We start from the raw sequence: 23008 nt of genomic DNA, 5'->3' as shown, positions 1-23008 counted from the left end.
TGGAGCGGTGGGGGTGGAGCGGTCGGGTGGGGCTCAGAAGGCGAGGAGCACCTTGGCGGAACGGGAGGAGTCGCGGGCGACGGCGAACGCGTCGACCGCCTCCTCGGCGGGGAGGACGTGGGTCACGACGCTGTCGAGGAGGTCGCTCTCGGTGAGGAAGGCGATCGCGTCCTCGATCTCGGTCGAGAACCGGAACGCACCACGGATGGTGAGCTCCTTGGCGAGCATCGGCGCGAGGTTGATCGGGCTGTCGGCGTCGGGGAGCATGCCGACCTGGACGATCGTTCCGGCTCGCTTCGCGGCACGCACCGCCTGGGTGAGGGCGACGGGCGCACCGGAGCACTCGAAGACGACGTCGGCGGACTCGTCGGCGACGGGATCGCGCCCCACGAGGAGCAGGGATTCCGCCCCGACCGTGGCGGCGCGGTGGAGGGCCTCCTCCCGCATGTCGCTCGCCGTGACCGCGGTCGCTCCGGCACGCACGGCGGCGGCGATCACGAGCAGGCCGATGGGGCCGGCGCCGAGGACGAGGACCCGGGAACCGCGGAGGTCCCCGGCGAGCCCGACCGCGTGCATGGCCACGGCCAGGGGTTCGGCGAGCGCCGCGCGCTGGAGCGGGAGCGCTTCGGGCAGGACCCGCACCATCGACCGTTCGACGATCAGGTACTCCGCTGCGCCGCCCTGTCGGTGCGGGTCCGCTGCGGCGCTGCCGAGGTAGTCGCCTCCCCGTCGCAGGTGTGGGCGGTCCTCGAGTCCGGGCAGGCTCGGGCCGTAGCGAGCGGGGTGCACGGTGACGCGGGTGCCGGAGGCGAGCTGACCGGACGGGTCCGCGTCGACCTCGGCGGAGAGTTCGTGGCCGGGTGTGAGGGGTTCGCGGATGACGTACTCGCCGTTCGCGCCGTGGAAGTAGTAGTGCAGGTCGGATCCGCAGATGCCGACGTACCGCACCCGCAAGCGGACCTCGCCGTCGCGCGGTTCCGGGGTGTCGGTGTCCTCCCAGCGGATGTCCTCTGCGCCGTGGATCGCGAGCGTCTTCATCGGTGGGCTCCTGTCGTGGTGGTCGGTCGGACCGTGGCGGCGACGCTGTCGTGGATCGCCGCGTCGACGCCGTGTCGCGCGATGGTGTCGATCAGCTCGCCGACTCGGGCGATGAACGTCGGCCGCTCGGCGAGGTCCTGCCCGAAGAGGTGGAGCCCGGCGATCACCCGGTCGGCGAGCTGCGCGCCGTCGGTCGAGGCCTCCGCGAGCCGGGCGAGTTCCTCGCGGGCCGGGTCGACCATGGCCCGCGCGTGCGGACCGGGGTCGAATCCGGGCATCGGGGCGATGCAGGACAGGTAGGCCGCGACGGTGAGCGCGATCAGATGCGGTGTCGAGCCACTGTCGAGGCTGCGGAGGACGGGCTCCGGAATGCGCTGGCGGAGTTTCACCGAGCCGTCGGTGCCGACCTGCGCGGTGCGGTGCCCGAGGGCGTGGTTCGCCCATCGGTCGAAGAGCTGCGCCTCGTAGGTGTCCACGTCGACCCCGGCTGGGAACCGCACCGAGGGTTCGTACTCGTGGTGGAGGATCGACCGCGCGGCCGATTCCACGTCGGGCATGGCGATCGCCTCCGAGATCGTGGCGGCCCCGCGGAGCGCGCCGAGGTAGGCGATGAGTGAGTGCGTCCCGTTCAGCAACCGCACCTTCATCTGCTCGTACGCTCCGACCTCGTCGGTGAACACCGCACCGCCGGCCTCCCAGGCGGGGCGTGCGGCGGCGAAGCGGTCCTCGATCGCCCACATGGTGAACGGTTCGGCGGAGACGGGCGCTTCGTCACGGACGCCGAGGCGCGCGGACACGAGGTCGCGCAGCTGGGCGGTCGTGGCGGGCACGATGCGGTCGACCATGCTGGAGGGGAAGGCGACGGCACTGTCGAGGTAGGCGAGCGCCTCCGCACCCTCCGAGCCGGGCAGTTCGCCGAGGAAGGTCCGGACGAGCGCCTCGGTGCGGGCCCCGTTCTCGCTGAGGTTGTCGCAGCTGAGGATCGTCACGGGGGCACCGCTTCCGGATGCGCGCCGCTGCAGTCCGCGGGCGAGCTGGCCGATGGTGGTCCGGGGTGCACCGCCGCGCAGGTCGGCGGCGATGAGCGGGTCAGCGAGGTCCAGCAGGCCGGTCGATGGCGCGGTGCTGTACCCGTGCTCCGTCACGGTCAGCGTCACGACCCGGATGCGCTCGTCGGCGAGACCGGCGACGACCCGCTCGGGGTCTGCTGCGGCGACGAAGACGTCGGTGTGCACGGCGGGCACGGTGATCGCCGTCCCGCCGGGCGAGATCTCGGCGACGGTGTAGCGGAGGTCCTGCGCATGCATGGCGTCGACGACCGTGCGGGAGCGCGAGGCGACACCGATGATGCCCCAGTCGTCGCCCCCGGCTCGGAGGGCTGCAGCCGTGTACACGGCCTGGTGGGCCCGGTGGAAGTTGCCGAGGCCGAGGTGCAGGACACCGGCGGCGGAGGGTGCGGGGTGTCCGGCCTGCGGGGCGGAACCGGCACCGAGTCGCCCGATCGGGCCCGTCATCGCGTAGCCTCGGGGCGCTGCAGCATCGGCTGGCGGAGATCCGCATCGATCGTCATGAAAGCGATTCTGATTGGTTTGTACAAAGTTTGTCAAGTAGTTTCATGGCGCGGGCATGCCGCATCATGAGTAGACCAGACCCCGCGAAGGATCAACCGTGACCGCCACCCTGACCGATGTCGCCCGTCACGCCGGCGTCTCCATCGCCACCGCATCGCGGGCCTTCGGCGAACCGGACCGGCTCGCCGACGCGACGCTCGAACGGGTCCTGAGCGCGGCGGCGGACCTCGGGTATGCCAACCCGAACGGCGCGACGGCCGAGAAGACCTTCGGCGTCATCGTCCCCGACGTCGCGAGCCCCGTGTACGCGACGCTCCTCAAAGGCGTCCACGCCCAGGCCTGGCAGGGGCGGCACCGACCGGTACTCTTCGACACCGACGAGGACCTGCACCGGGAGCACGAGCAGCTCGAACTGGCGCGGAAGCTCAACGGCATGCTCCTCTGCTCCCCCCGACTCCCGGACGACGAGATCCGTGCACTCGTGGGCGACACCCCCGTCGTGGTGGTCAACCGAATCATCGAGGGACTGCCCTACGTGGTGATGGACACGGAGAGCGGCCCTCGGCAAGCGGTCGAGCACCTGGCCGCGCTGGGACACCGGCACATCGCCTACGCCGCCGGGCCCGAGCACTCCTGGGCGGATCTGCGTCGTGGGGACGCAGTCGCCGCAGCCTGCGCCGTCCTCGACATCGAGTTCACCCGCCTGGGCCATCAGGCGGCATCGATCCAGGGCGGTCTGGCCGCAGCGGCGACGATCGTCGCGAGCGGTGCGACCGCGGTCATCGCCTACAACGACCTCGTCGCCCTCGGCATCGAATCCGGCGTCAGGACCCTGGGCAAGCGGTGCCCGGAGGACCTCAGCATCATCGGGACAGACGACATCGAGATGGCCTCGATCCGTCAGCCCGGGCTGACGACCGTCCGGCTCGCGATCAACCGTTGCGGATCACTCGCGGTCGAGGTCCTCGTGCGAGCCATGACCGGTGCCGCCCCGCGGTCGGTCGCGAGTCTCGATTCGCAACTCATCGTCCGCGAGTCGACGGCGCCACCGCGTCGGTCCTGACCCGCCGGCATCACGCCACGCGTTCGCGCCCGCCCCACCGGTGGAGCCGTCCGACGGCGAGACCCGCCACGAGCGCGCAGGCCGCGAGCAGCCCCCACATCACCGCGAGCGGTGCCGGTGGCGGCGTCTGCGAGAGGATCGCGTCGAGCGTGCCGACGATCCAGGTCGTGGGGAGGACACGGAAGAGCCCAGCGACCCACTCGGGGAGCACCGTGAGCGGGAAGAGCGCCCCCGACGTCACGAGCGCCAGCATCGGCAGCAGGTACGCCAACTGCATCGCGACATCCGGGTTCGACAGCCGGGTCGCGAGCAGGTATCCGAACCCGAGCAGCTTGACACCGCCGAGCGGGACCGTGACTGCGCCCTTGGCATGCGGAGAGGGGGCACACTGAGACCATGTTGAACCGACTGGGCCTCCTCCGCATGTCCGGCCGCGACCCCGGCGAGGGCCACCGCGTCGCGAGTCCGCTCGAGTTGCTCTTCGACCTCGTCTTCGTCGTCGCCGTCTCGCAGGCCTCGCAGAACCTCCACCACGGCATCGTCGAGGGCCACGCCGCGGAGACGACCATCTCCTACGCGATGATCTTCTTCGCCATCTGGTGGGCGTGGATGAACTTCACCTGGTTCGCGTCCGCGTTCGACACCGACGACTGGCTCTACCGGCTGACCACCATCGTGCAGATGGCGGGTGTCCTCGTCCTCGCGGCCGGCGTGCACGACGCCATGGCGGAAGGCCATTGGGCGATCATCACCGTCGGCTACGTCATCATGCGCCTCGCGATGGTGGCGCAGTGGGTCAGGCTCGCGTTGTCCGACCCGGAGCAGCGGGCCGTCGCCCTCCGGTTCGCCATCGGCATCAGCCTGGTGCAGGTGCTCTGGGTGGCACGCCTGGCCCTGCCGATCGAGGGGCAGTTCTGGACCTTCTGGCCCGCGATGCTCCTCGAGGTGCTGGTGCCCGTGTGGGCCGAGCGGGTCCACCGCACGCCGTGGCACCCCCACCACGTCGCGGAACGGTACGGACTCTTCACCTTGATCCTGCTCGGTGAGAGCCTGCTCGGCTCGGCGAACGCCATCATCGACGCCGCCAACGCCGACCGCCGCATCGATGGCCTCGTGGGCCTCGCCGTCGCCGGGATCGTCCTCGCCGCCGGCATGTGGTGGATGTACTTCAGTCGCGAGCAGGCGGATCGACTGACGTCAGCACGGCAGGGCTTCGCCTTCGGGTACGCGCACTACTTCGTCTTCGCCGCCGCCGGCGCCGTCTCGGCGGGGATCGAGGTGGAGCTCGACCTCCTGACCGAGGCCGGTGAGGATCTCACCGCAGCCGACGCATCGTTCTCGCTCACGGTGCCGGTCACCGTGTTCATGGTCGCGGTGTGGTTCGTACTCCTCCGCGGGCGGATCTCCACCGGAGCCTCCGCGCTGTTCCTCGTCGCTGCGGCGATCGTCCTCGCGTCGGCGGCACTCCCGATCGTGACCGTGCTCGGGACGGCGACGGCGGTCGGGGTCGCGGTCGTCGTCCTCGAGGTGCAACGAGTCCGCGAGCGACGGGAGCCTGCTCGCTGAGCGACCCCGGACACGACGAAGGCCCCCGATTCCTCGGGGGCCTTCGTGTCACATCCACTGGTTGCCGACCATCATCTCGGACATGATTGTCGGTCAGAAGGTCGATGACAAGTTCCCCCTCGTACGGGTTGCTCGCCGCCGATGTTGCCGAGGCAGTGGAGAAGCACGTCGAGTTCCCCGAGGTGGACATCCCTTCCATCGACGTTCTGGCTGTAGAAGATGACACCGCGCCAGAAGAGGCTGCGCGGCAAGTGCGGAACGAATGGGGGCTCGAGTCCGGCCCAATGAAGCACCTCGTGCGCGCTCTCGAGAGTCACGGGGTGCTCGTCGTCTCTCGGTCATGACGCTCATGCCCTGGGTCGTGTGCTCATGCTGCCATGAACGTTGCCTTCACGCAGGAACGTGTTGCTGCGCGCACAGCGTCCGGTAGAGCTCGCATCTGTCGAGGAGCTCGTCGTGCGCACCGACGTCCACGACGCGTCCGTGCTCCATCACGATGATCTTGTCGAAGTCGCGTACCTCCGCCAGACGGTGGGAGGCCATAACGATGGTCTTCGACTGCGCACGCTCCCGCAGCAGCGACGACAGTCCCTCGGCGGAGATGGCGTCAAGGCTCGATGTCGGTTCGTCAAGGAGCAGCATCTCTCGGTCAGAGAGCAACGCTCGGGCAACACCCAGCCGCTGCCGCTCACCTCCTGAGAGGTTGCTACCTGACACTGCGACAGGTCGGTCGAGGACGTCCCCGCCTATGCTGGCGAACAGCCCCACGTCCGCCAACGTCTGCAAGAGCGCACTGTCCGGAAGGCCGCGGTGCTCGATGTCGAGATTGTCTCGAACGGTTCCCCCCACCGGCGGCGAGTTCTGCGGCACCCACGCCATACGAGCTCGGTAATCACCGAGCGGGCCGTCGTGAGCCGGCACTCCACGCATCCGTATGGTGCCACTGCTGGGTTCGTAGAACCTCTCGAGAAGAGCGAACACGGTGGACTTCCCAGACCCGGACGGGCCCACGAGAGCGACGTGCTCACCGTCACGGATCGTGACATCGAGCGGCCCGATGCGAGTCGCCGACCCGGCCGACGCTTGCGGATACTCGAAAGTAACGCTCTCGAGTTCGACGAGCACCTCATCCGCGCACCCCAAGTCGGCGTGAGTGCCATCCGACAGGAGATCGCTCTCTTGCGGCGCGGAGACAATTTCATCGACGCGGTCTATCGCCGCAAGTCCCGTCTGAATGCTCACGAACGTCGAACCGACCTGAGAGACCGGTCCGACCATCATCATGAGGTACATCATGAACGCGATCAGCCCTCCGAGTGACAGGCTGCCCTCAGCGACTCGGACGCCACCGAGAGCAAGCGTGACGATGAGGAGTGCTTGGGTGGCGAGGGTCATGACTGGTTGCATGTATGCACCCAACCGCGCCACCTTGATTGCGTTCGTCCTGACGTCACTAGCGTCGGCTGCGATGAGGGCAAGCTGCTGTCCGCCCACTCCGTAGGCTCGGATCAGCGGCAGCGCAGTCAGCGTGCGTTCGAAGCTGCCTGCGAGCGTCGCGGTCGCCGCCTGAGTTCTCCCGGACGCTGAGCGCACCAGTCGCCCCATGACGGTGGACAGCACCGTAGCAACAACGGTGATCACCAACGACAGAGCGAACAGAATCGGGTCGATGGTGGCCATGAGGACGGCCGCGACCGCGAAGGTGACGACCGCAGCGAGGAGTTTGAATACACCCGTCGTCAGAACGGATGATGAGGCGGCGGTGTCGGAGATCATTCGAGAGAGGAACTCACCCTGTGGCACCCGTTGCACGCGACTCATTGGCAACGACACGATGCGTGCCGACACGCGTGTCCGCAGTTCGAGGATGAGGTCGTGTGCGGTGCGAGCAAGAGCATACGACTCCACCCCGGCGAGTAGCGCCTGAGCGACAACCACCGTAGTCAGGATCAGCACCGCAGGAAGCGGCACTGACCCGGAAGTCAAGGCATCGAACATCTGTTGCAGCAGCAACGGTTGGGCAAGCCCCAGCCCCGCCCCCACGAGGGACAGCGCCACCAGTCCTCCGAGTCGCCAACGATGGCGTCGGATGAAGTCTCGGAGGGTGTTGCTTCGGATCATCGCTGGGTGTTCCTGGTCGCGACCACGGCGGCGATGAAAACTGTGGCGGTGAAAAGGAGACCCATACCCACAAACGTGAGAGCGATGTCGCCCCATGGAATGGCGCCGACAGCGGTGGCCATCTTCGTCGGGTCTTGCGCGAGATATCGCCATGCAATGAAGGCGAACGCGCCGGCAAGCAGCACACCGCTGGACACGATGAGAACGAGGGCTTCTGAGAGCAGTGTGCCTATCGTCCGAGCGCGGGATATCCCGAGCAGGCTCAGGAGTCGGAACTCGCCCCGGCGATTCATGACGGACGCGGTGAGGCCTTGGATCATGGCGACGATGGCGAGACCATAGATGGTGCCGAACAAGGCGATGTTTCCGGTGGCGGCGTTGCTCTGGCGAAGCTCGACACGCGTCTGGATGAACTCGTCTTTCGTCATCGTCGGGGCGAGGTCGTCGACGCGCGCGGTGATGTCGGAGACGGCGGCGGAGTCCGCACTCACGAACACACGGATGTCCCACACCTCCGGGTCCAGGGTCTGCAGCATCTCCCAGTCGACGAGGAGTCCGGTGTAGATCCGGGAGGTGATGACGGCGGCGACGGTGAGGGTGGCCGTGGTTCCGCTCGGTGCCTCGACCGTGACGGTGTCTCCGACCTTGTCGCTCTCCCGTGTGGAGACGACGGCCGCGCCACCGGCGCTGTCGAAGTCGCCTGTTGTAACGTCCGTCTCGAAGACGTCCTGGTAAGCGTCGAGGTCTACGAAGTTGAAAACGGTGAGGAAGGTGCCGTCCGCGCGCCCCTGTTCGATGAGCCGGGTAGTTGCTGCGGAACGTACCACCGCGTTCACGCCCTGCATATTCCCGATGTCGCCGGTGACGGTGTCGGCGTCCTTGACGGATGACGGCTCGACGATGAGGTCAGCATCCAGCTTGGAGTGATAGTCATCCTGCATGGTCGCCTGATCAGGCCCTGCACCGATGGCGAACCCGCCCATGACGCCCATCAGGATGAGCAGCGGGAGGACGTTGGATGCGAACCGTTGCGAGTCGCGGGAGGCGCGCTGCGCGACTAGGACACCCGAGCCGCCGATCAGGGGCCTGAGGAGCCAGCCCAACGCTCGCGCGACCACCGGAACGAGGACTGGTGCAAGTGCGCCGAGGGGGAAGATGATCAGCAGCGGGACGATGATTGAGGCGACAGGGTTCTCGCTCCCGGTGTCCGGCATGAAAATGAGGAATGCGGCGAGCCCGACGACGGACGCGGCTGCGATGACGATACGAATCGCGCTCATCTTCTTGCCCTGTGTGCCCGTAGCAGACGCCTCGAGAGCGGCGAGAACATCGTTGGTCTGCTTGGAGCGAAGACTCAACCACGCGGCGACCATAGAGCAGAGGATCATCCCTCCCGCGACCAGGGCCAGAGTGAGGACCGGGAAACCGAAATCCACCCGCAGGGTCTTCCCGAACACGCCCACGGCCTGGAGCAGGAGATAGAAGGGGTGGGCGAGCAGCCCACCGATGAGGACACTCGGGATCACGACCAACGTGGCGAAGACGAACGCCTCACCGGTAACCATCACGCGAACGCGCAACACACTCGCTCCTGCGAGACGAAGCTGGCCGAGTTCTCTGCGCCGCAAGGCGAGCATGTTCCGGAAGCCCAAGTAGACCAGCACGAGTGCGATCACCACCGTGGTGAAGCACATGACCTGCAGGATGCCCTGCGATGCGCTGACAGCAGCCCGAACGACGCGGGCATCGAACTCCGACATCGAATCGATCCGGACCGCCTGCCCGCTTGCAAGGCCGGTGAACAAGACCATCTCCGCAGTCGCGACGACCGTGGCGATACTGAGAAGGATGGCGACCCCGACATACGCCGCTCGATGGCGACGCACGAACGCCAGAGAGACGGGTAGCTGCTGAGCCACAGTCATCGCGCGGCGCTTTCCAGCCCCGTCATGCGAGAGCTGACGGCCTCCGCAGTCGGGGCGTCCATCGTGTCCACGAGTCGCCCGTCGACAAGGAACAGGACCCGGTCGGCGTATGCAGCGATCTGGGGATCATGAGTGACCATGACAACAGCAGTGCCGACGTCCCGGAACCGACGAAGCTGGTCCATCACCAGGAAACCGCTCTTGCGGTCCAGCGCTCCAGTCGGTTCATCGGCGAAGATCACGCGCCTGGTCTGAGCGAGGGCGCGTGCGATGGCCACGCGTTGCTGCTGCCCACCGGAAAGCTCTGCCGGGTACGACTTGACCTTCTCAGAGAGCCCAACGTTGGCCAGGGCATTTGCGGCCTGCTCACGCGGTATCGCCGCTCCCCCAAAGAGGGAGGGCAGTGTGACGTTCTGCAACGCTGTCAGAGCATCGATGAGATTGAAGCTCTGAAAAATGAAACCGAACTCGTCACGTCGGAGAAGATCGAGCTGACGTTGCTTCGCGGTGGTCATTTCCGTGGCGTCGAAGGTGACGGATCCCGCTGACGCGCGGATGAGACCGGCGAGGCAGTAGAGGAGGGTGGACTTCCCGGAGCCAGACGGGCCCATGATGGCGGTGAACGAACCAGGCTCGAATGCGCAGCTGACACCGTCAAGCGCGAGCGTCTCCACCCGCCCGTTCGAGAACGTGTGCCCGAGTCCGGTTGCTGTGAGCATGTGCTGCCCTTTCGTAGAAGAAGGGTGGGACGCGCGTTGCCGCGCGCCCCACACGTCCGTGTATCAGTTCGGTCCGCAGGAGATGCTGATACCGCGGTTGTCGCCGTCACACCACATGCTGATGCCGGATCCGAAGACACCGACCTCAGGCCCGGACTCGTTCGACAGGCCCTGCAAAGAAAGCAATGCGCTCATTGTGTTCACCTCCTTCCATGTCATCGTCAAGTGGTCTGGGAAGAGTCACCGGGAACCAGTCGTCCGGGTTCTCTTCGAATAAGGCGAGGAGCGCGCCGACGTAGCCGGCAGCTCCCGTGGAGTAGTCCGCGGAGAGGTGGTATCCGTTGTCTCCGAGCATCACCAGCACGTCAGGGTCGCTCCCACGGAAGAGGAAGTTCTCGGCGGTGAAGGACATCAACCGGACCCGTTCGCTGCCCCCATAAGAGAGCGGAGCGGACAGGAGCGCGCAGGCGATGCCAGCAGTCCCCCGAAACAGGCCGCCGTTCATGCTGATGATGCCGTCGACCGTCTGAGCGAGTCGTGCGATCTCGTCCCGGTAGTGGGTCGGCGCGCACTGTGCGAGAGCGAACGCGATCCCCGCGGCACCCTCCGACAGGTAGCCGTAGGAGACACGCGAGTAGTCCACTCGAAGGGTCCCGTTGTCCGCTTCGGTGAGCTGCTGCAGCTCGCGCTGGAAGCAGAGGTGCATCAGGTGATCCCAGGAGGCGTCCCCGGTGACTTCCGCGAGCTGGCGGCAGACCATTCCGACACCCGACCACCCGTCGAACAACCCGATGGTGTTACCGGTTTCCGAGTGAGGGCTACGGAGGTCCCCTCCGCCTGTGACACGGGCGGCGAGCAACGAGGCGTATCGGTCGCGCATGTCGCGAGCGGAGTCTGTGTCCGCGAAGGCAGCATCGCACAGAGCGAGGATCGTGCCTGCCAAGCCACTCCGCACGGATAAGTCAAGTCCGGGGTCGGCGCTTACCTCTCCAGCCGCGAGGATCACTTCGGCACTTGCAGTGTCGCCGAGCTGGGCGAGTGCGGCCGCGATGCCCACGGTTCCGCGGAGGAGACCGTGAAACGGAATGTCCTCCACTTCTCGAAGGCGCGCGCTCAACCATCTGTGGTCCTGCGTGACGTCGCGGCCGGCTCTTGCGAGCATGAGGATCACGCCTGCGGCTCCCGTCTCGATGTTCAGTAAGGCGCCGGCTCCGTCTGCGAACTGTGTCGCGTCCCCGGGGAATCGGCGGGGTCCGTCACGTCGGGTTCCTTCGATGCCGTTGCACACCTGCTCCAAGACTTGTCTCCCTGGAGTGAGAGCAAGGCCTGTGGCGTGGCGGTACGGGTGCGACGTTGCCATCGCGTCCGGGGGCACAGCGTCGACCAAGGTGTTGACGAGGTCCGCGACGTCTTCCGGGAATTGCTCCGCAACCTTCTGTGCCCGGTAGGTCAGCACGGACGGGTCGAACGCCCCGGCCAGCGACGGCCAGAACAAGTGCAGGACAACGGCAGCGAGCGCGTACCTGTCGCGGTCACGGTTCGAAGTCTGCGCGTGGGGTATGAAGCCCGGGGTGCCGATACTGCCGACCGCCGAGGCATCCATCTCACGGGCGGCTTCGAGGTCGATGAGTCGGACACGATCGCCGTCGACCAGGATGTTCTTCGGCTGCAGGTCGAGAATGCTCCAGCCTGCATCATGAATCTGATCGACCGCGGTGATCACCTGCCGGGCGAGTGGCAGAGCTCGTGCAGCGTAGTCGGCGAGGACAGTCTCCTCCGTGCTGAACGGATAGTTGCTGGCTGCCCAGGATTGGAGCGTGAGCCCGGGAATGTACTCCTCGACGAGAAACTCATGGTCGCCGACAACCCGGTACTCGATGGCGTTGACGACGGCGCCCACGCTGGCGAGCTGCTTCAGAGCCCGGTGTTCACTCCGCAGCCGCGAGGTCGCGTCGGCGGAGTCCGAGCTGTACGCTGACCATCGCCGCGCCTCCTTCAAGACCACCTGACTTGATCCGGCGTCAGCAAGGTACACACCGCCGGCATTGCTGAAATGCAAGCTGGAGCGCACGACGTACGGATGCAGAAGTTCTTCCAACACCCCCGGCGTCGGACTGAGTCGCTCCTCGACAAGTTCACGGATCAGGGCCGGGGGATCAACGAAGCTCGGCAGCGTGAAGACGGCGGCGCGACTGTCGTGAACTTTCTCTCCGTCTGGGCTCTGAATGGCGTAGCCCGCCGAACCGTCCGCATGCTCGAAGCGGTCCAGGAAGAAGGCGCCGTAACGGAAGTAGACGGGACTCTCGCCGAACTTCACATCCGACAGAATGTATGGGCCGTCGAATCCGCGAAGAGCCTCATCGAACAGTGGCAGGAGTTCGCAAAATTCTTCATCGGTGCGGGGGAAGACAGTGATGAACTTGCCTGCCGACCCACGGTTGGCGTACTTCATGCTGGTTCGGCGCAGTTCGGTCTCGTCAGAGAGGTACTTGAAGGGGACACCACGCTCGACGCAGATGTCGCCGACGATGCGGAGCGCGTCTCGCGCCTGCTCCGGGCGAGTGCTGACGTGTACCTTCCACCCCTGGCGCGGGAGAACGCCACCATCGTCCGGGTGAAGCGTCGCCCATGGGCCGAACTTCGAGAGCGACCAGGTGGGGGGCGCGGGGTGTGAGAAGTGGCGAACCGATGCAGCGGTGGTCGACTGTTCGTAGTACGCCTCGCCGGGCGTGCAGTGCTGCAACCGCAGCATGGAGTGATTGCGGTACATCAGGCCTCACCTGGCTGACTGGTCCGGGCGACCCGCACCGGCTCTGTCGCTGAGGCCCCGAGCGTTGACGATGCCTGACATCGGCTGTCTGTCATGGCATCTCCTTCCGCTGCGTTCCTGGCTGACTCCTCCTGGTGGGTGGCGCCTGACGTCCATCGAATCTCAGCCCTGGGCACCCGCACGATGAGTCCTGCCCTACTCTTCGAGGTAGGGCTGGCTATACCTTTCGGTGCCGCTGGCGATGCCCGGCGTGGGGGATCCCTAGGCTGGACCCATGACGACGGCGGGTCACGTGTGGAAGGCGATGAGGTTGCCCCCGTGGCGCTTCGTTCTCAGCCGCTGGCCGTGGCGGGCACTCATCTACCTGATGCTGAGTGTGCTCGTTGGAGCAGCTCTCGTCCCGCTTGTGATCTTAACATTCCTACTGTTGCCGTTCTGGGGTCTCGTCCTCGGATCCATGGAGCGCCGACGCACACGCCTCCTCGGGTTCCCCGTGCAGATGAGCGACCACGCCGCGGTCGATGCCAGCGAGCGTCACCACTGGATCAACATCCGCCTCACAGAACGTGCGACGTGGCGCGAGGCACTGGCGCTCATCTGGGACCTTGTCTGCGCTCTCCTCGCACTCATCGTGCTGTTTTTCGAGGCCATCACACTTCTGGCGCTCGGCATGGTCGCTGCCGCCGGTATCACCGGACCCACACCGACCCAGTTTTTCGGAGACGCCGAAGGGGTTATGACCCCCACAAACTGGTGGCCAGTCGCGCTCATCACCCTCGTCGTGCTGATCCTGTTCGGCTACATCAACGCGTGTCTCGCAACTGGTCAAGCATGTGTGTTGCGACTCCTGTGCGGGCCGAAAGCACGCGGCGTCGACGCGAACATTCAGCGTCTCATCAACTCGCGCCGTGCTCTCGCCGAGTCGTCAGACGCGGAGCGCCGTCGCATCGAACGGGACCTGCACGACGGCGTACAGCAAGAACTCATCGCACTCGGCGCACGACTGGGGATGATCGGCCTCGAAGTGGACGAGCTCGCCGCGAGAGGCACTGACACCACTCAGCTATTGCGAGCGGTCGACGAAGCCCAGGTTCAGGCGGAGCATGCGATGACGACCCTCCGTGACACGGTCCGCGGGATCCACCCTTCAGTACTCACCGATTACGGACTCCGCGCGGCCCTCGAGGAGCTCGCTGAGCGCAGCGACATTCGAGTGACCGTCGAAGGGAACCCCAGCGTTCATCTCCCCGCCGCACACGAGACCACCGTCTACTATCTGGTCGCAGAGGCCCTCACGAACATCGCCAAGCACGCATCCGCCTCCTCCGTCGTGGTCGCCACCGGCACCGATGGCAAGACGTTCATCGTCACCGTGACCGACAACGGAACAGGCGGTGCCGACAAACGGAACGGAACCGGACTACGAGGACTCACCGAACGTGCAGAGGCTCTCAACGGTCATCTGAAAGTCACAAGCCCCGCCGGCGGACCCACCGTCCTGCGAATGGACCTCCCCCTACCCGAAGAAGGGAACGCCTTGCATGCGAATACTGATCGCTGAGGACTCAGCGCTACTGCGTGAAGCACTCATCGCTCTGCTCGAGCGGCTGGGCCACACGGTGGTGGGCGCCGCCGAGACGGCACCCCAGCTGGAGGAAGCGTACGCGCGACTGGACAGTGCTCCCGACATCATCATCACCGACGTCCGCATGCCACCCGCGAACAAGGACGACGGCCTGCAGGCCGCCCTTCGCATCCGGGAGCAGCACCCGCACCAGCCGATCCTCGTCCTTTCGCAGTACCTCGCGGACATGAACGCCCGCCGTCTCCTCACACTGCCCGAAGGTGCCGTCGGGTATCTGCTCAAGGACCGCATTAACCGGGTGCGTGACTTCGCCGGCGCACTGCAGAACATCGCCAGCGGGGGGACGACTATCGACCCTCATGTGGTCCAGCACCTCCTCAGCAGCGCACACCCCGGCCCGTTGGATACGCTCACGCCACGGGAGACCGAAGTCCTCATTCTCATGGCGGACGGCCAATCAAACGCCGCCATCGCCGAGAAGCTCGTGCTCAGCGACCCCGCGGTCGGTAAGCACGTCGGACGCATCTTCCAGAAGCTCGGCCTGAGCCCCGTAGATGAGAACCGGCGTGTGAAAGCAGTGCTCACGTACCTGCAGGCATCACGTACCCCCTGATCTCCCCGACAGCGCCGCAGAAAGAGGCACGATGTTCCTGGAAAGACTCACGCTCCAGAACTTTCAGAGCTTTGGCCCCGACCCGGAGTCCATCCGCTTGCGGTCGGCTGTGGCGTGCCGCGCAATGGTCCGATGCGTTCGGTGAGCATCTCACGAAAGCAGCCGACGAGCTCTCGGAGAAGTTCAAGAAGGAGAAGGTCGTCCGCTCAGTCACCAACGTCATCACCGAGCGCTGGCGCGAGCTCCACCACATGAAGAAGGAAACCACCCCCACCTTCGAGGCGATCACTCGGGAGTTGCGGGTCCCGGTATCAATCACGGAACTGTTGTTCGAGCCGTCGCCGACTGTGCGGACGCGTCCTGCAGCAGAACTCAGTCACGAACCACGCTGAGGCCCGAAAATGAAGCGGCGGTTGCCTCGATTTTCACCGAGGCAACCGCCGAACTCGAATTTCATGAACTGATTCGCGTTTTTACGTGAACCGCCCTGGTGCGCGAGGCGGGACTTGAACCCGCACGCCCTTTCGAGCACTGGCACCTGAAGCCAGCGCGTCTGCCAATTCCGCCACTCGCGCGAGACACCAGACGTCACCGCTCTCGCGGCAACTTATCGAGGATAGCACGCGGAACCCACGGCGGAGAACACCGGAGATCCGCGCCAGAGCGGGACGAAACGGCCACGAGGCTCCTCCACAGGGCCCGATCCCGGCCTGCCGAGCGGGTGAACACCTGGCGTCGGCACCGGCGTCGATTGGCCTCCTGTACAGCCAAACCGTCTAACATTGCCAGGACACCGACACGAATCGAGAGACCGTGGGCATTCTGGACAACTTCGAGAAGGGACTCGAACGCGCCGTCAACGGCGCCTTCGCGAAGACCTTCAAGTCCGGACTCCAGCCGGTCGAGATCACGAGCGCCCTCCGACGCGAACTCGACACCAAGGCCGCCGTCGTCTCCCGCGACCGCATCCTCGTGCCCAACAAGTTCACCGTCCGCATGTCGCCCACCGACTTCGAGCGCATGGACGCCATCGGGCCCTCGCTCATCGACGAGCTCGATTCGCTCGTCCAGAAGCACGCCAAGAGCCAGGGCTACTCCTTCCCCGGCGCGGTGACCATCCGACTGTCCGGCGACCGCTCCCTGCCCGACGGCCTCGTCCAGATCGACAGCGTCAACCTCAAGGGCTCCGTCACCTGGGCGCCCGTGCTCGACATCGGCGGCAAGCGCTACCCGATCACCCAGGCCCGCACCGTCATCGGCCGTGGCACCGAGGCCGACATCACCATCCCCGACACGGGCACGTCGCGGAAGCACGTCGAGATCCTCTGGGACGGCAACGCCGGACAGGCGCGGGACCTCGGCTCCACCAACGGCTCGAAGCTCAACGGCCAGCCCTTCCGCCAGGCGGCACTCTCCCCCGACGCCGTCATCGAGATCGGCCGCACCAGGATCGTCTTCCGGGTCGTGGCCCAGGCCGCCGGATCGGACCGACGGATGAGCGACGCGACCCGGCGTCACGACGTGTCGTCCTTCAGCGACTCGTGGGGAGACGGCGCGTGAGCGAACTGACCCTGCTGGTCCTCCGCATCGGCTTCCTGCTCCTGCTCTGGACGTTCGTCTTCGGCATCGTCTACGCCCTCCGCACCGACCTCTTCGGTCCGCGCACCCGCAAGCCGCAACCGCAGTCGTCCAACGGTGCGCCGGCCACGCCGCCGCAGCCGATGCGGGCGGCGACCGCGCCGGCTCCCAGCCGGCCGGCACCGAGCGGCTCGAACGGCACACCCGCGCGTGCGACCGTCGACAACACGTCCCGCCTCGTCATCGTCTCCGGTCCGAAACAGGGCACCGAGCTGCCCCTCGGCCGCGAGCCGATCACCATCGGCCGGTCGGCCGACTCGGGGCTCATCATCCGCGACGACTACACCTCGACCCATCACGCACGGCTCATGCTCTGGAACGACGAGTGGATGGTCCAGGACCTGGATTCCACCAACGGCACCTTCCTCGCCGGCAAGCGCGTGAGTGTCCCGACGCAGATCCCGCTCGACACCCCTGTCAAGGTCGGCCAGACCAGTTTCGAGCTGCGGCGGTAACCCGGTGACGACCAGCGGCGCCGGCGCGGCGCTCTCCCATGTGGGTAAAGTGCGCTCAAACAACCAGGACTCCGGGTATTCCGGGCGTCACCTGTTCGTCGTCGCCGACGGCATGGGTGGCCACGCCGGAGGCGACGTCGCCTCCGCGATGGCACTGAACCGCATCATCGAAGCAGACGAGCCGTATCCCTCGTCGGAAGCGGCAGAGGCGACGCTGCAGGCGGCCATCCTCGCGGCCAACTCCATCCTCGGCGAGACGGTCTCGAAGCACCGGGAACTCACGGGCATGGGCACCACGGTGTCCGCCCTCGCGGTCATCGGCAACGAGGTCGCCATCGCCCACATCGGTGACTCCCGCATCTACCTGTTCCGCGAGGGCGAGCTCAGCCAGATCACGGTCGACCACACCTTCGTCCAGCGCCTCGTCGACTCCGGCCGGATCACGGCGGAGGAGGCGATGGTGCACCCGCGCCGATCCGTGCTCATGCGCGTCCTCGGTGACGTCGACGCTTCGCCCGAGATCGACACGATGACGCTCGGCACGCAGCCGGGCGATCGCTGGATCCTCTGCTCAGACGGCCTCTCGGGCGTCGTCGACGAGCCGCACATCGCCGCCACGCTCACTGAGGAGTTGTCGGCGCAGCGGACCGCCGAGAAGCTCGTCCGACAGAGCCTCGACCGCGGCGCACCCGACAACGTGACCGTCGTCGTCGTCGACATCGTCGACCAGCCGGTCGGCGACGCCGATCCGGTCGTCGTCGGTTCCGCCTCGAAGCCCGTCGCCTTCGCGCTCACCCCCTCGGTGAAGAAACCCTCGCTCATCCCGAACAGCTGGCTGCACCCGGGGCGCGTCACCTCGCTCGGCAACTCCCACTTCGAGCCGGCGTCGGAGGACTACCTCGACGAGCTGATCGAGGAGGACGAGCGCCGTGCGAGGCGCCGCCGCATCACCTGGCTCGTCGGACTCATCGTCGTCATCGTCGCTATCGTCGGTGGCGTCGTGCTCGGATACGCCTGGACCCAGACGCGCTACTTCGTCGGTGGCGACACCGACACAGTCGTCATCTACCAGGGGATCCAGCAGGACGTCGGGCCGATCCAGCTGTCGAGCGTCAAGGAGGACACTGGCATCCCGCTCGGTTCGCTCTCCGACTTCGACCGCCAGGCCGTCGACCAGACCATCAGCGCCTCCTCGTTCTCCGAGGCCCTCGACATCGTGAAACGTCTGCGGGTGACCGATGACCAGTGACGTCGCAGCCCCGATCCAGGCCGACACCGGCGTCATCAAGACGATGCGTCGGCTCCGGCTCCCGAAGAAGCTCCGCAACCTCGAGTTGGCCCTGCTCATCTTCGCCTTCGCGATCAACGCGGTCGCCGTCATGCTCGTGCAGCTCGGCGCGCTCGGCCATCTCGACTTCGCCCTGATCACCTTCGGCTCCGGACTGTCCCTCCTCGTCCTCGCGTTCCACATCGTGCTCCGCTACACCGCGGCGGAGGCCGACCCGTTCCTCCTGCCGATCGCCACCGTGCTCGGCGGGATCGGCATCGCGGAGATCTACCGGATCGACATCGCCCTCGGCGACGCCGGCTGGGAGAGCGCGGCCGTCCGGCAGATGGTTTGGAGTGCGATCGCCATCGGCGGGGCCATCGCGGTCGTCCTCATCATCCGGAACCACCGCATCCTCTTCAAGTACACCTACGTCGCCGGCCTCTTCGCGTTCGTCCTCCTCCTCCTGCCGCTGCTCCCGGGCATCGGTCGAGAGGTCAACGGTGCGCGCGTCTGGATCGGGATCGGCGACGCGGTCACGTTCCAGCCCGGTGAGATCGCGAAGATCGCCCTCGCCGTCTTCTTCGCCGGGTACCTCGTCCGCACCCGCGACAGCCTGTCGATGGTCGGGAAGAAGTTCCTCGGTGTGCAGTTCCCCCGCCTGCGCGACCTGGGCCCGATCCTCGTCGTCTGGGCGATGGCGATGGGCGTGATCGTGTTCCAGCGCGACCTCGGAACGGGTCTGCTCTACTTCGGCATGTTCCTCGTCATGCTGTACGTCGCGACCAGCCGTGCCAGTTGGATCATCATCGGCCTCACGATGTTCTTCGCCGGGGCGTTCATCGCCGGCCAGACGCTGTCCTACGTCGCCGGTCGGTTCCACAACTGGTGGGACGCCTTCAACCCAGAGGTCTTCGACCGCGACGGCGGCAGCTACCAGCTCGTCCAGGGCATCTTCGGTCTCGCCCACGGCGGCCTCCTCGGTACCGGTCTCGGCCAGGGCATGCCGGAGATCACGCCGGTCCCGCAGAGCGACTACATCATCGCCAGCCTCGGTGAGGAGCTCGGTCTCGCCGGTCTGTTCGCCATCTTCGCGCTCTACCTGTTGCTCGTCTCCCGCGGGTTCCGGGTCGGCTACGCGGGCACCGACGACTTCGGCAAGCTGCTCTCCATCGGCCTGGCGTTCACAGTCGCCCTCCAGGTCTTCGTCGTCGTCGGCGGCGTGACGCGCATCATCCCGCTCACCGGTCTCACCACGCCGTTCCTGGCCGCCGGTGGATCGTCCCTCGTCGCGAACTGGATCATCATCGCCGTGCTGCTCCGCATCTCCGATACGGTCCGAACCCAACCCAAGGCGGTGGTCTCATGAATCGTGAACTCAAGCGGGTGAGCATCGTCGTGCTGGCGATGTTCCTGGCCCTGTTCGGGTCGACGACCATCATCCAGATGTTCCAGGCCGACACCCTCAACGCCGACGGCCGCAACACGCGCACGCTGTACGACAGCTACCGCACGGAACGCGGCCCCATCCTCCTGACGGACGGCACCGCGATCGCCTCATCGGTCGCGAGCGACGACGAGTACAAGTACCAGCGCGTCTACGCGAACGGTCCGTTGTACGCGCCCGTCACCGGTTACTTCTCGCCGACGCAGGGATCCTCCGGGCTCGAGCTGGCGACGAACGACTACCTGAGCGGTACGTCGAACTCGCAGTTCCTCGACTCCATCAACCGGCTCATCTCCGGGCAAGCTCCCAAGGGTGCCGCCGTCGAGGTCACGCTCGACCCCGTCGTGCAGCAGGCCGCGTTCGACGCCCTCGGCGACCAGGAGGGCGCGATCGTCGCGATCGAGCCGAAGACCGGCAAGATCCTCGCGTCCGTGTCGAGCCCCGGCTACGACCCGAACGTGCTCGCGAGCCACGACAACGCCGCCGTCCTCGACGCCTACCGCGCCCTCGACGACGACGACCGTCAGCCGCTGCTGAACAAGGGCGTCGACGGCGATCTCGATCCGCCCGGGTCCACGTTCAAGCTCGTCACCGCGGCGGCCGCGTTCGCCTCCGGCCAGTACACGCCGGAGTCGGAGTTCCCGAACCCGTCGACATACACCCTCCCCGGCACGAGCACCGTGATCCGCAACTCGGAGGGCGGCAGCTGCGGCGGTGGGGCGACCGTCTCCATCGCGACGGCCGTCCAACTCAGCTGCAACATCCCGCTGGCCGAGCTCGGTGTCGAGCTCGGGTACGAGAAGATCCGCGACATGGCGCAGAGCTTCGGCTTCAACATGGACGTGAACATCACGGGGACCGGCCTCAACCCCATGCCGATGCAGCCGAGCACGTTCCCCAACGCGCTGAGTGACGACCAGACCGCCATGGCCGCCTTCGGGCAGTACACGGTCCGGGCCTCGGCGCTCCAGATGGCCATGGTCTCGGCGGGCATCGCGAACGGCGGTGTCGTCTGCAACCCGCAGCTCGTCAACCGCGTCGTGAACCCGGATCTGAGCGTGCTGAAGGAGTTCGAACCGGCGCAGTTGTCGCAGCCGATCACGAGCGAGGTGGCCAAGGAGATCACGGACATCATGGTCCAGGGCGTCCAGAGCGGTGCTGCGACTAATGCAAGAATAGATGGGGTCGATGTGGCTGGAAAGACAGGCACGGCACAGAACGGATCGGACGATCCGTACACGCTGTGGTTCACCGGTTTCGCGCCCGCGGACGACCCCAAGGTCGCCGTGGCGGTCGTTGTTGAAGATGGCGGTGGACTCGGACAGGACGGTTACGGCAACCTCGTGGCCGCGCCGATCGCGAAGAAAGTACTAGAGGCGGTGCTGAATAAATGAGACCGACAGCCGGGCTGACCTTCGGAGGTCGCTACGAACTGCAATCTCGTATTGCGATCGGTGGAATGGGCGAGGTGTGGCAGGCCACTGACCTCGTCATCGGCCGTACCATCGCCATCAAGATCCTCAAGGACGAGTACATGGGGGACCCCGGGTTCCTCGAGCGCTTCCGTGCAGAGGCTCGGCACGCCGCCCTGGTGAACCACGAGGGCATCGCCAACGTCTTCGACTACGGCGAGGAGGATGGCAGCGCCTTCCTCGTCATGGAACTCGTCCCCGGCGAGGCGCTCTCGACGGTGCTCGAGCGCGAGCGCGTGCTCCCCACCGACAAGGTGCTCGACATCGTCGCGCAGACCTCGTCGGCCCTGCAGGCCGCGCACGCAGCCGGCCTCGTCCACCGCGACATCAAGCCGGGCAACCTGCTGATCACGCCCGACGGCCGCGTCAAGATCACCGACTTCGGCATCGCCCGCATCGCCGACCAGGTGCCGCTCACCGCGACCGGTCAGGTCATGGGCACGGTCCAGTACCTCTCGCCGGAGCAGGCGAGCGGGCACCCGGCGTCGCCGTCGACCGACATCTACTCCCTCGGCATCGTCGCGTACGAGTGCCTGGCCGGACGCCGTCCGTTCACGGGCGAGTCGCAGGTCGCCATCGCGATGGCCCAGATCAACGAGGCCCCGCCAGAGCTCCCGGTCACGATCGCCGAGCCGGTCCGCCGTTTCGTCATGTCGATGATCGCCAAGAACCCGGTCGATCGCCCCGCGTCCTCCGCGCACGTCGCCCGGGCCGCCCAGGCCCTCCGCCGTGGCGACCTCAACGCTGCGGCCGCAGCCGTCCCGATGATCCTCGGTGGAGCCGGCGAAGCCGCGACCACCGTGATGGACCAGACGCGCCGCATGCCGGCCGCCGACGACGCCACCACGCAGTTGCTGTCGGCAGCAGAGGCCGAGCAGCTCGAGGACGACCCAGCGGTCGAGGGCGAGAAGAAGAAGCGCAGCAAGTGGACCTGGCCGCTCATCGGTCTGGTCGCGCTCCTCGTCATCGTGCTGGTGGGTTCGCTCATCGCCGTGTTCGCGAACCAGGGGAACGACGCCGGCGGGACCACGCCGACGGCCACCGCCAGCTCCGCCGCACCGACGAAGACCAAGACCCCGACGCCGACACCCACCCCGACGCCGACGATCTTCCCGATCAACCTCAGCGACCTCCAGGGTCGGTCCTTCGAAGAGCTCAACACCATCTTCAGTGCACCGCCCTACAACTTCAGCGTCTCGAAGAACGTCGGCAACCCGGCGACGACTCCGGAGCAGGTCGACACCGTCTACGACGTGAACCCCACGGGCAACGTCAAGACGGGTTCCGCCATCACGCTGACCGTCTACGACGAGGTCGCCGTCATCGACCCGCCGACCGAGGCTCCGAAGCTCGACCAGTCCTCCCTCGACGACGGCTCGCTCGTCATCCCGAAGGACGCGACCTCGACCACGATCAAGGTCGACTGGCTCGCGCTGCAGAACGCCTGCCCGACCGGTGCTGACTTCCTGGGCTACACCGTCGCCGTCTCCGGTGGGTACTTCCAGAACAACTCCTCCGGGCAGTTCGACGCGAACACCACCACCGGCACCATCACGGTCGACGCCGTGGGGCAGCTGACCGTGTCGTACGCGGTCCGGTGCAGCACCGGCACCTCGTCCGGATCGCCGTCGTCGACCCCCGTCAACGTCATCAAGGAACAGTAGGCCGATGCCTTCGCGAGTGCTCTCAGGGTCATCCCTGAGAGCGCTCGAAGGGCGCGCGAGTAAGCTGTTAGTGTTTGTCCTCCAAGCGAATTCA

The 23008-nt window shown here is 66.5% G+C and carries 17 protein-coding genes and 1 tRNA gene; 10 read left to right on the top strand and 8 right to left on the bottom strand.

The window, feature by feature from the left end; translation table 11 throughout:
• Positions 1-33 precede the first annotated feature (33 nt).
• Together ITJ57_RS00965 and ITJ57_RS00960 are read right to left on the bottom strand one after the other, a co-directional pair.
• Positions 34-1038, bottom strand: coding sequence for an L-idonate 5-dehydrogenase (locus tag ITJ57_RS00965; RefSeq protein WP_194668439.1), 1005 nt, complete (start codon positions 1036-1038; stop codon positions 34-36).
• Positions 1035-2552: a mannitol dehydrogenase family protein gene (locus ITJ57_RS00960; RefSeq protein ID WP_194668438.1), complete on the bottom strand. Its 1518-nt coding sequence runs from the start codon at positions 2550-2552 to the stop codon at positions 1035-1037. Before ITJ57_RS00960 ends, ITJ57_RS00965 begins: the two co-directional genes overlap by 4 nt.
• Positions 2553-2706: 154 nt before the next feature.
• Here ITJ57_RS00960 and ITJ57_RS00955 point away from each other — a divergent pair, with 154 nt between their 5' ends.
• A complete protein-coding gene (locus tag ITJ57_RS00955; protein WP_194668437.1) occupies positions 2707-3672 on the top strand; it encodes a LacI family DNA-binding transcriptional regulator in 966 nt (321 codons plus the stop codon).
• 10 nt (positions 3673-3682) lie between these two features.
• Here ITJ57_RS00955 and ITJ57_RS00950 read toward each other — a convergent pair whose 3' ends face one another.
• Positions 3683-4003 carry an ABC transporter permease gene (locus tag ITJ57_RS00950; protein WP_194670236.1) on the bottom strand — a complete coding sequence of 107 codons (321 nt, stop codon included), beginning with the start codon at positions 4001-4003 and terminating at the stop codon, positions 3683-3685.
• A 65-nt stretch (positions 4004-4068) separates the two neighbouring features.
• On the opposite strand from ITJ57_RS00950, the gene ITJ57_RS00945 reads away from it, so the two are divergent.
• The gene (locus ITJ57_RS00945; RefSeq protein ID WP_228506413.1) at positions 4069-5238 is read left to right on the top strand and encodes a low temperature requirement protein A; all 1170 of its coding nucleotides are present in this window, start codon (positions 4069-4071) and stop codon (positions 5236-5238) included.
• Between the two features lie 390 nt (positions 5239-5628).
• On the opposite strand, the gene ITJ57_RS00940 is transcribed toward ITJ57_RS00945, so the two are convergent.
• The 4 genes from ITJ57_RS00940 to lanKC all read right to left on the bottom strand — a co-directional run bounded on the left by ITJ57_RS00940 (position 5629) and on the right by lanKC (position 12755).
• Positions 5629-7359, bottom strand: a complete 1731-nt coding sequence (locus tag ITJ57_RS00940; protein WP_194668436.1) for an ABC transporter ATP-binding protein — start codon at positions 7357-7359, stop codon at positions 5629-5631.
• The gene (locus ITJ57_RS00935; protein WP_194668435.1) at positions 7356-9119 is read right to left on the bottom strand and encodes an ABC transporter permease; all 1764 of its coding nucleotides are present in this window, start codon (positions 9117-9119) and stop codon (positions 7356-7358) included. The genes ITJ57_RS00940 and ITJ57_RS00935 overlap by 4 nt, the downstream gene beginning before the upstream one ends.
• A gap of 161 nt (positions 9120-9280) precedes the next feature.
• Positions 9281-10003: an ABC transporter ATP-binding protein gene (locus ITJ57_RS00930; RefSeq protein ID WP_194668434.1), complete on the bottom strand. Its 723-nt coding sequence runs from the start codon at positions 10001-10003 to the stop codon at positions 9281-9283.
• A 145-nt stretch (positions 10004-10148) separates the two neighbouring features.
• Positions 10149-12755 carry a class III lanthionine synthetase LanKC gene (gene lanKC, locus ITJ57_RS00925; protein WP_194668433.1) on the bottom strand — a complete coding sequence of 869 codons (2607 nt, stop codon included), beginning with the start codon at positions 12753-12755 and terminating at the stop codon, positions 10149-10151.
• 292 nt (positions 12756-13047) lie between these two features.
• Between lanKC and ITJ57_RS00920 the strand changes: the two genes are divergently transcribed.
• Both ITJ57_RS00920 and ITJ57_RS00915 read left to right on the top strand, forming a co-directional pair.
• Positions 13048-14334, top strand: a complete 1287-nt coding sequence (locus ITJ57_RS00920) for a sensor histidine kinase (RefSeq protein WP_194668432.1) — start codon at positions 13048-13050, stop codon at positions 14332-14334.
• Positions 14315-14971, top strand: coding sequence for a response regulator transcription factor (locus tag ITJ57_RS00915; protein ID WP_056780485.1), 657 nt, complete (start codon positions 14315-14317; stop codon positions 14969-14971). The genes ITJ57_RS00920 and ITJ57_RS00915 overlap by 20 nt, the downstream gene beginning before the upstream one ends.
• A gap of 488 nt (positions 14972-15459) precedes the next feature.
• Here ITJ57_RS00915 and ITJ57_RS00910 read toward each other — a convergent pair.
• A tRNA-Leu gene (locus tag ITJ57_RS00910) sits at positions 15460-15546 on the bottom strand.
• 238 nt (positions 15547-15784) lie between these two features.
• Between ITJ57_RS00910 and ITJ57_RS00905 the strand changes: the two genes are divergently transcribed.
• From ITJ57_RS00905 to ITJ57_RS00880, 6 genes are read left to right on the top strand one after another with little or no spacing between them, the layout of a single operon-like run.
• The gene (locus ITJ57_RS00905) at positions 15785-16531 is read left to right on the top strand and encodes a DUF3662 and FHA domain-containing protein (protein WP_194668431.1); all 747 of its coding nucleotides are present in this window, start codon (positions 15785-15787) and stop codon (positions 16529-16531) included.
• Positions 16528-17064 (top strand): FHA domain-containing protein, encoded by a 537-nt coding sequence (locus tag ITJ57_RS00900; RefSeq protein ID WP_056780487.1) that lies wholly within the window; start codon positions 16528-16530, stop codon positions 17062-17064. The genes ITJ57_RS00905 and ITJ57_RS00900 overlap by 4 nt, the downstream gene beginning before the upstream one ends.
• 4 nt (positions 17065-17068) lie before the next feature.
• A complete protein-coding gene (locus ITJ57_RS00895; protein ID WP_056010180.1) occupies positions 17069-18313 on the top strand; it encodes a Stp1/IreP family PP2C-type Ser/Thr phosphatase in 1245 nt (414 codons plus the stop codon).
• Positions 18303-19700: an FtsW/RodA/SpoVE family cell cycle protein gene (locus tag ITJ57_RS00890; protein ID WP_056780493.1), complete on the top strand. Its 1398-nt coding sequence runs from the start codon at positions 18303-18305 to the stop codon at positions 19698-19700. The genes ITJ57_RS00895 and ITJ57_RS00890 overlap by 11 nt, the downstream gene beginning before the upstream one ends.
• Entirely contained in the window at positions 19697-21172 is a 1476-nt protein-coding gene (locus ITJ57_RS00885) for a penicillin-binding protein 2 (protein ID WP_056010184.1), read from the top strand. The genes ITJ57_RS00890 and ITJ57_RS00885 overlap by 4 nt, the downstream gene beginning before the upstream one ends.
• Positions 21169-22914, top strand: coding sequence for a protein kinase (locus ITJ57_RS00880; RefSeq protein ID WP_194668430.1), 1746 nt, complete (start codon positions 21169-21171; stop codon positions 22912-22914). The genes ITJ57_RS00885 and ITJ57_RS00880 overlap by 4 nt, the downstream gene beginning before the upstream one ends.
• Positions 22915-23008: the final 94 nt, after the last annotated feature.

Source organism: Plantibacter sp. VKM Ac-2880 (assembly GCF_015351235.1).
Taxonomy (GTDB): Bacteria; Actinomycetota; Actinomycetes; order Actinomycetales; family Microbacteriaceae; genus Plantibacter.
The sequence above is the reverse complement of the archived record's forward strand: the minus strand, read 5'-3'. Positions and strand labels throughout refer to the sequence as shown.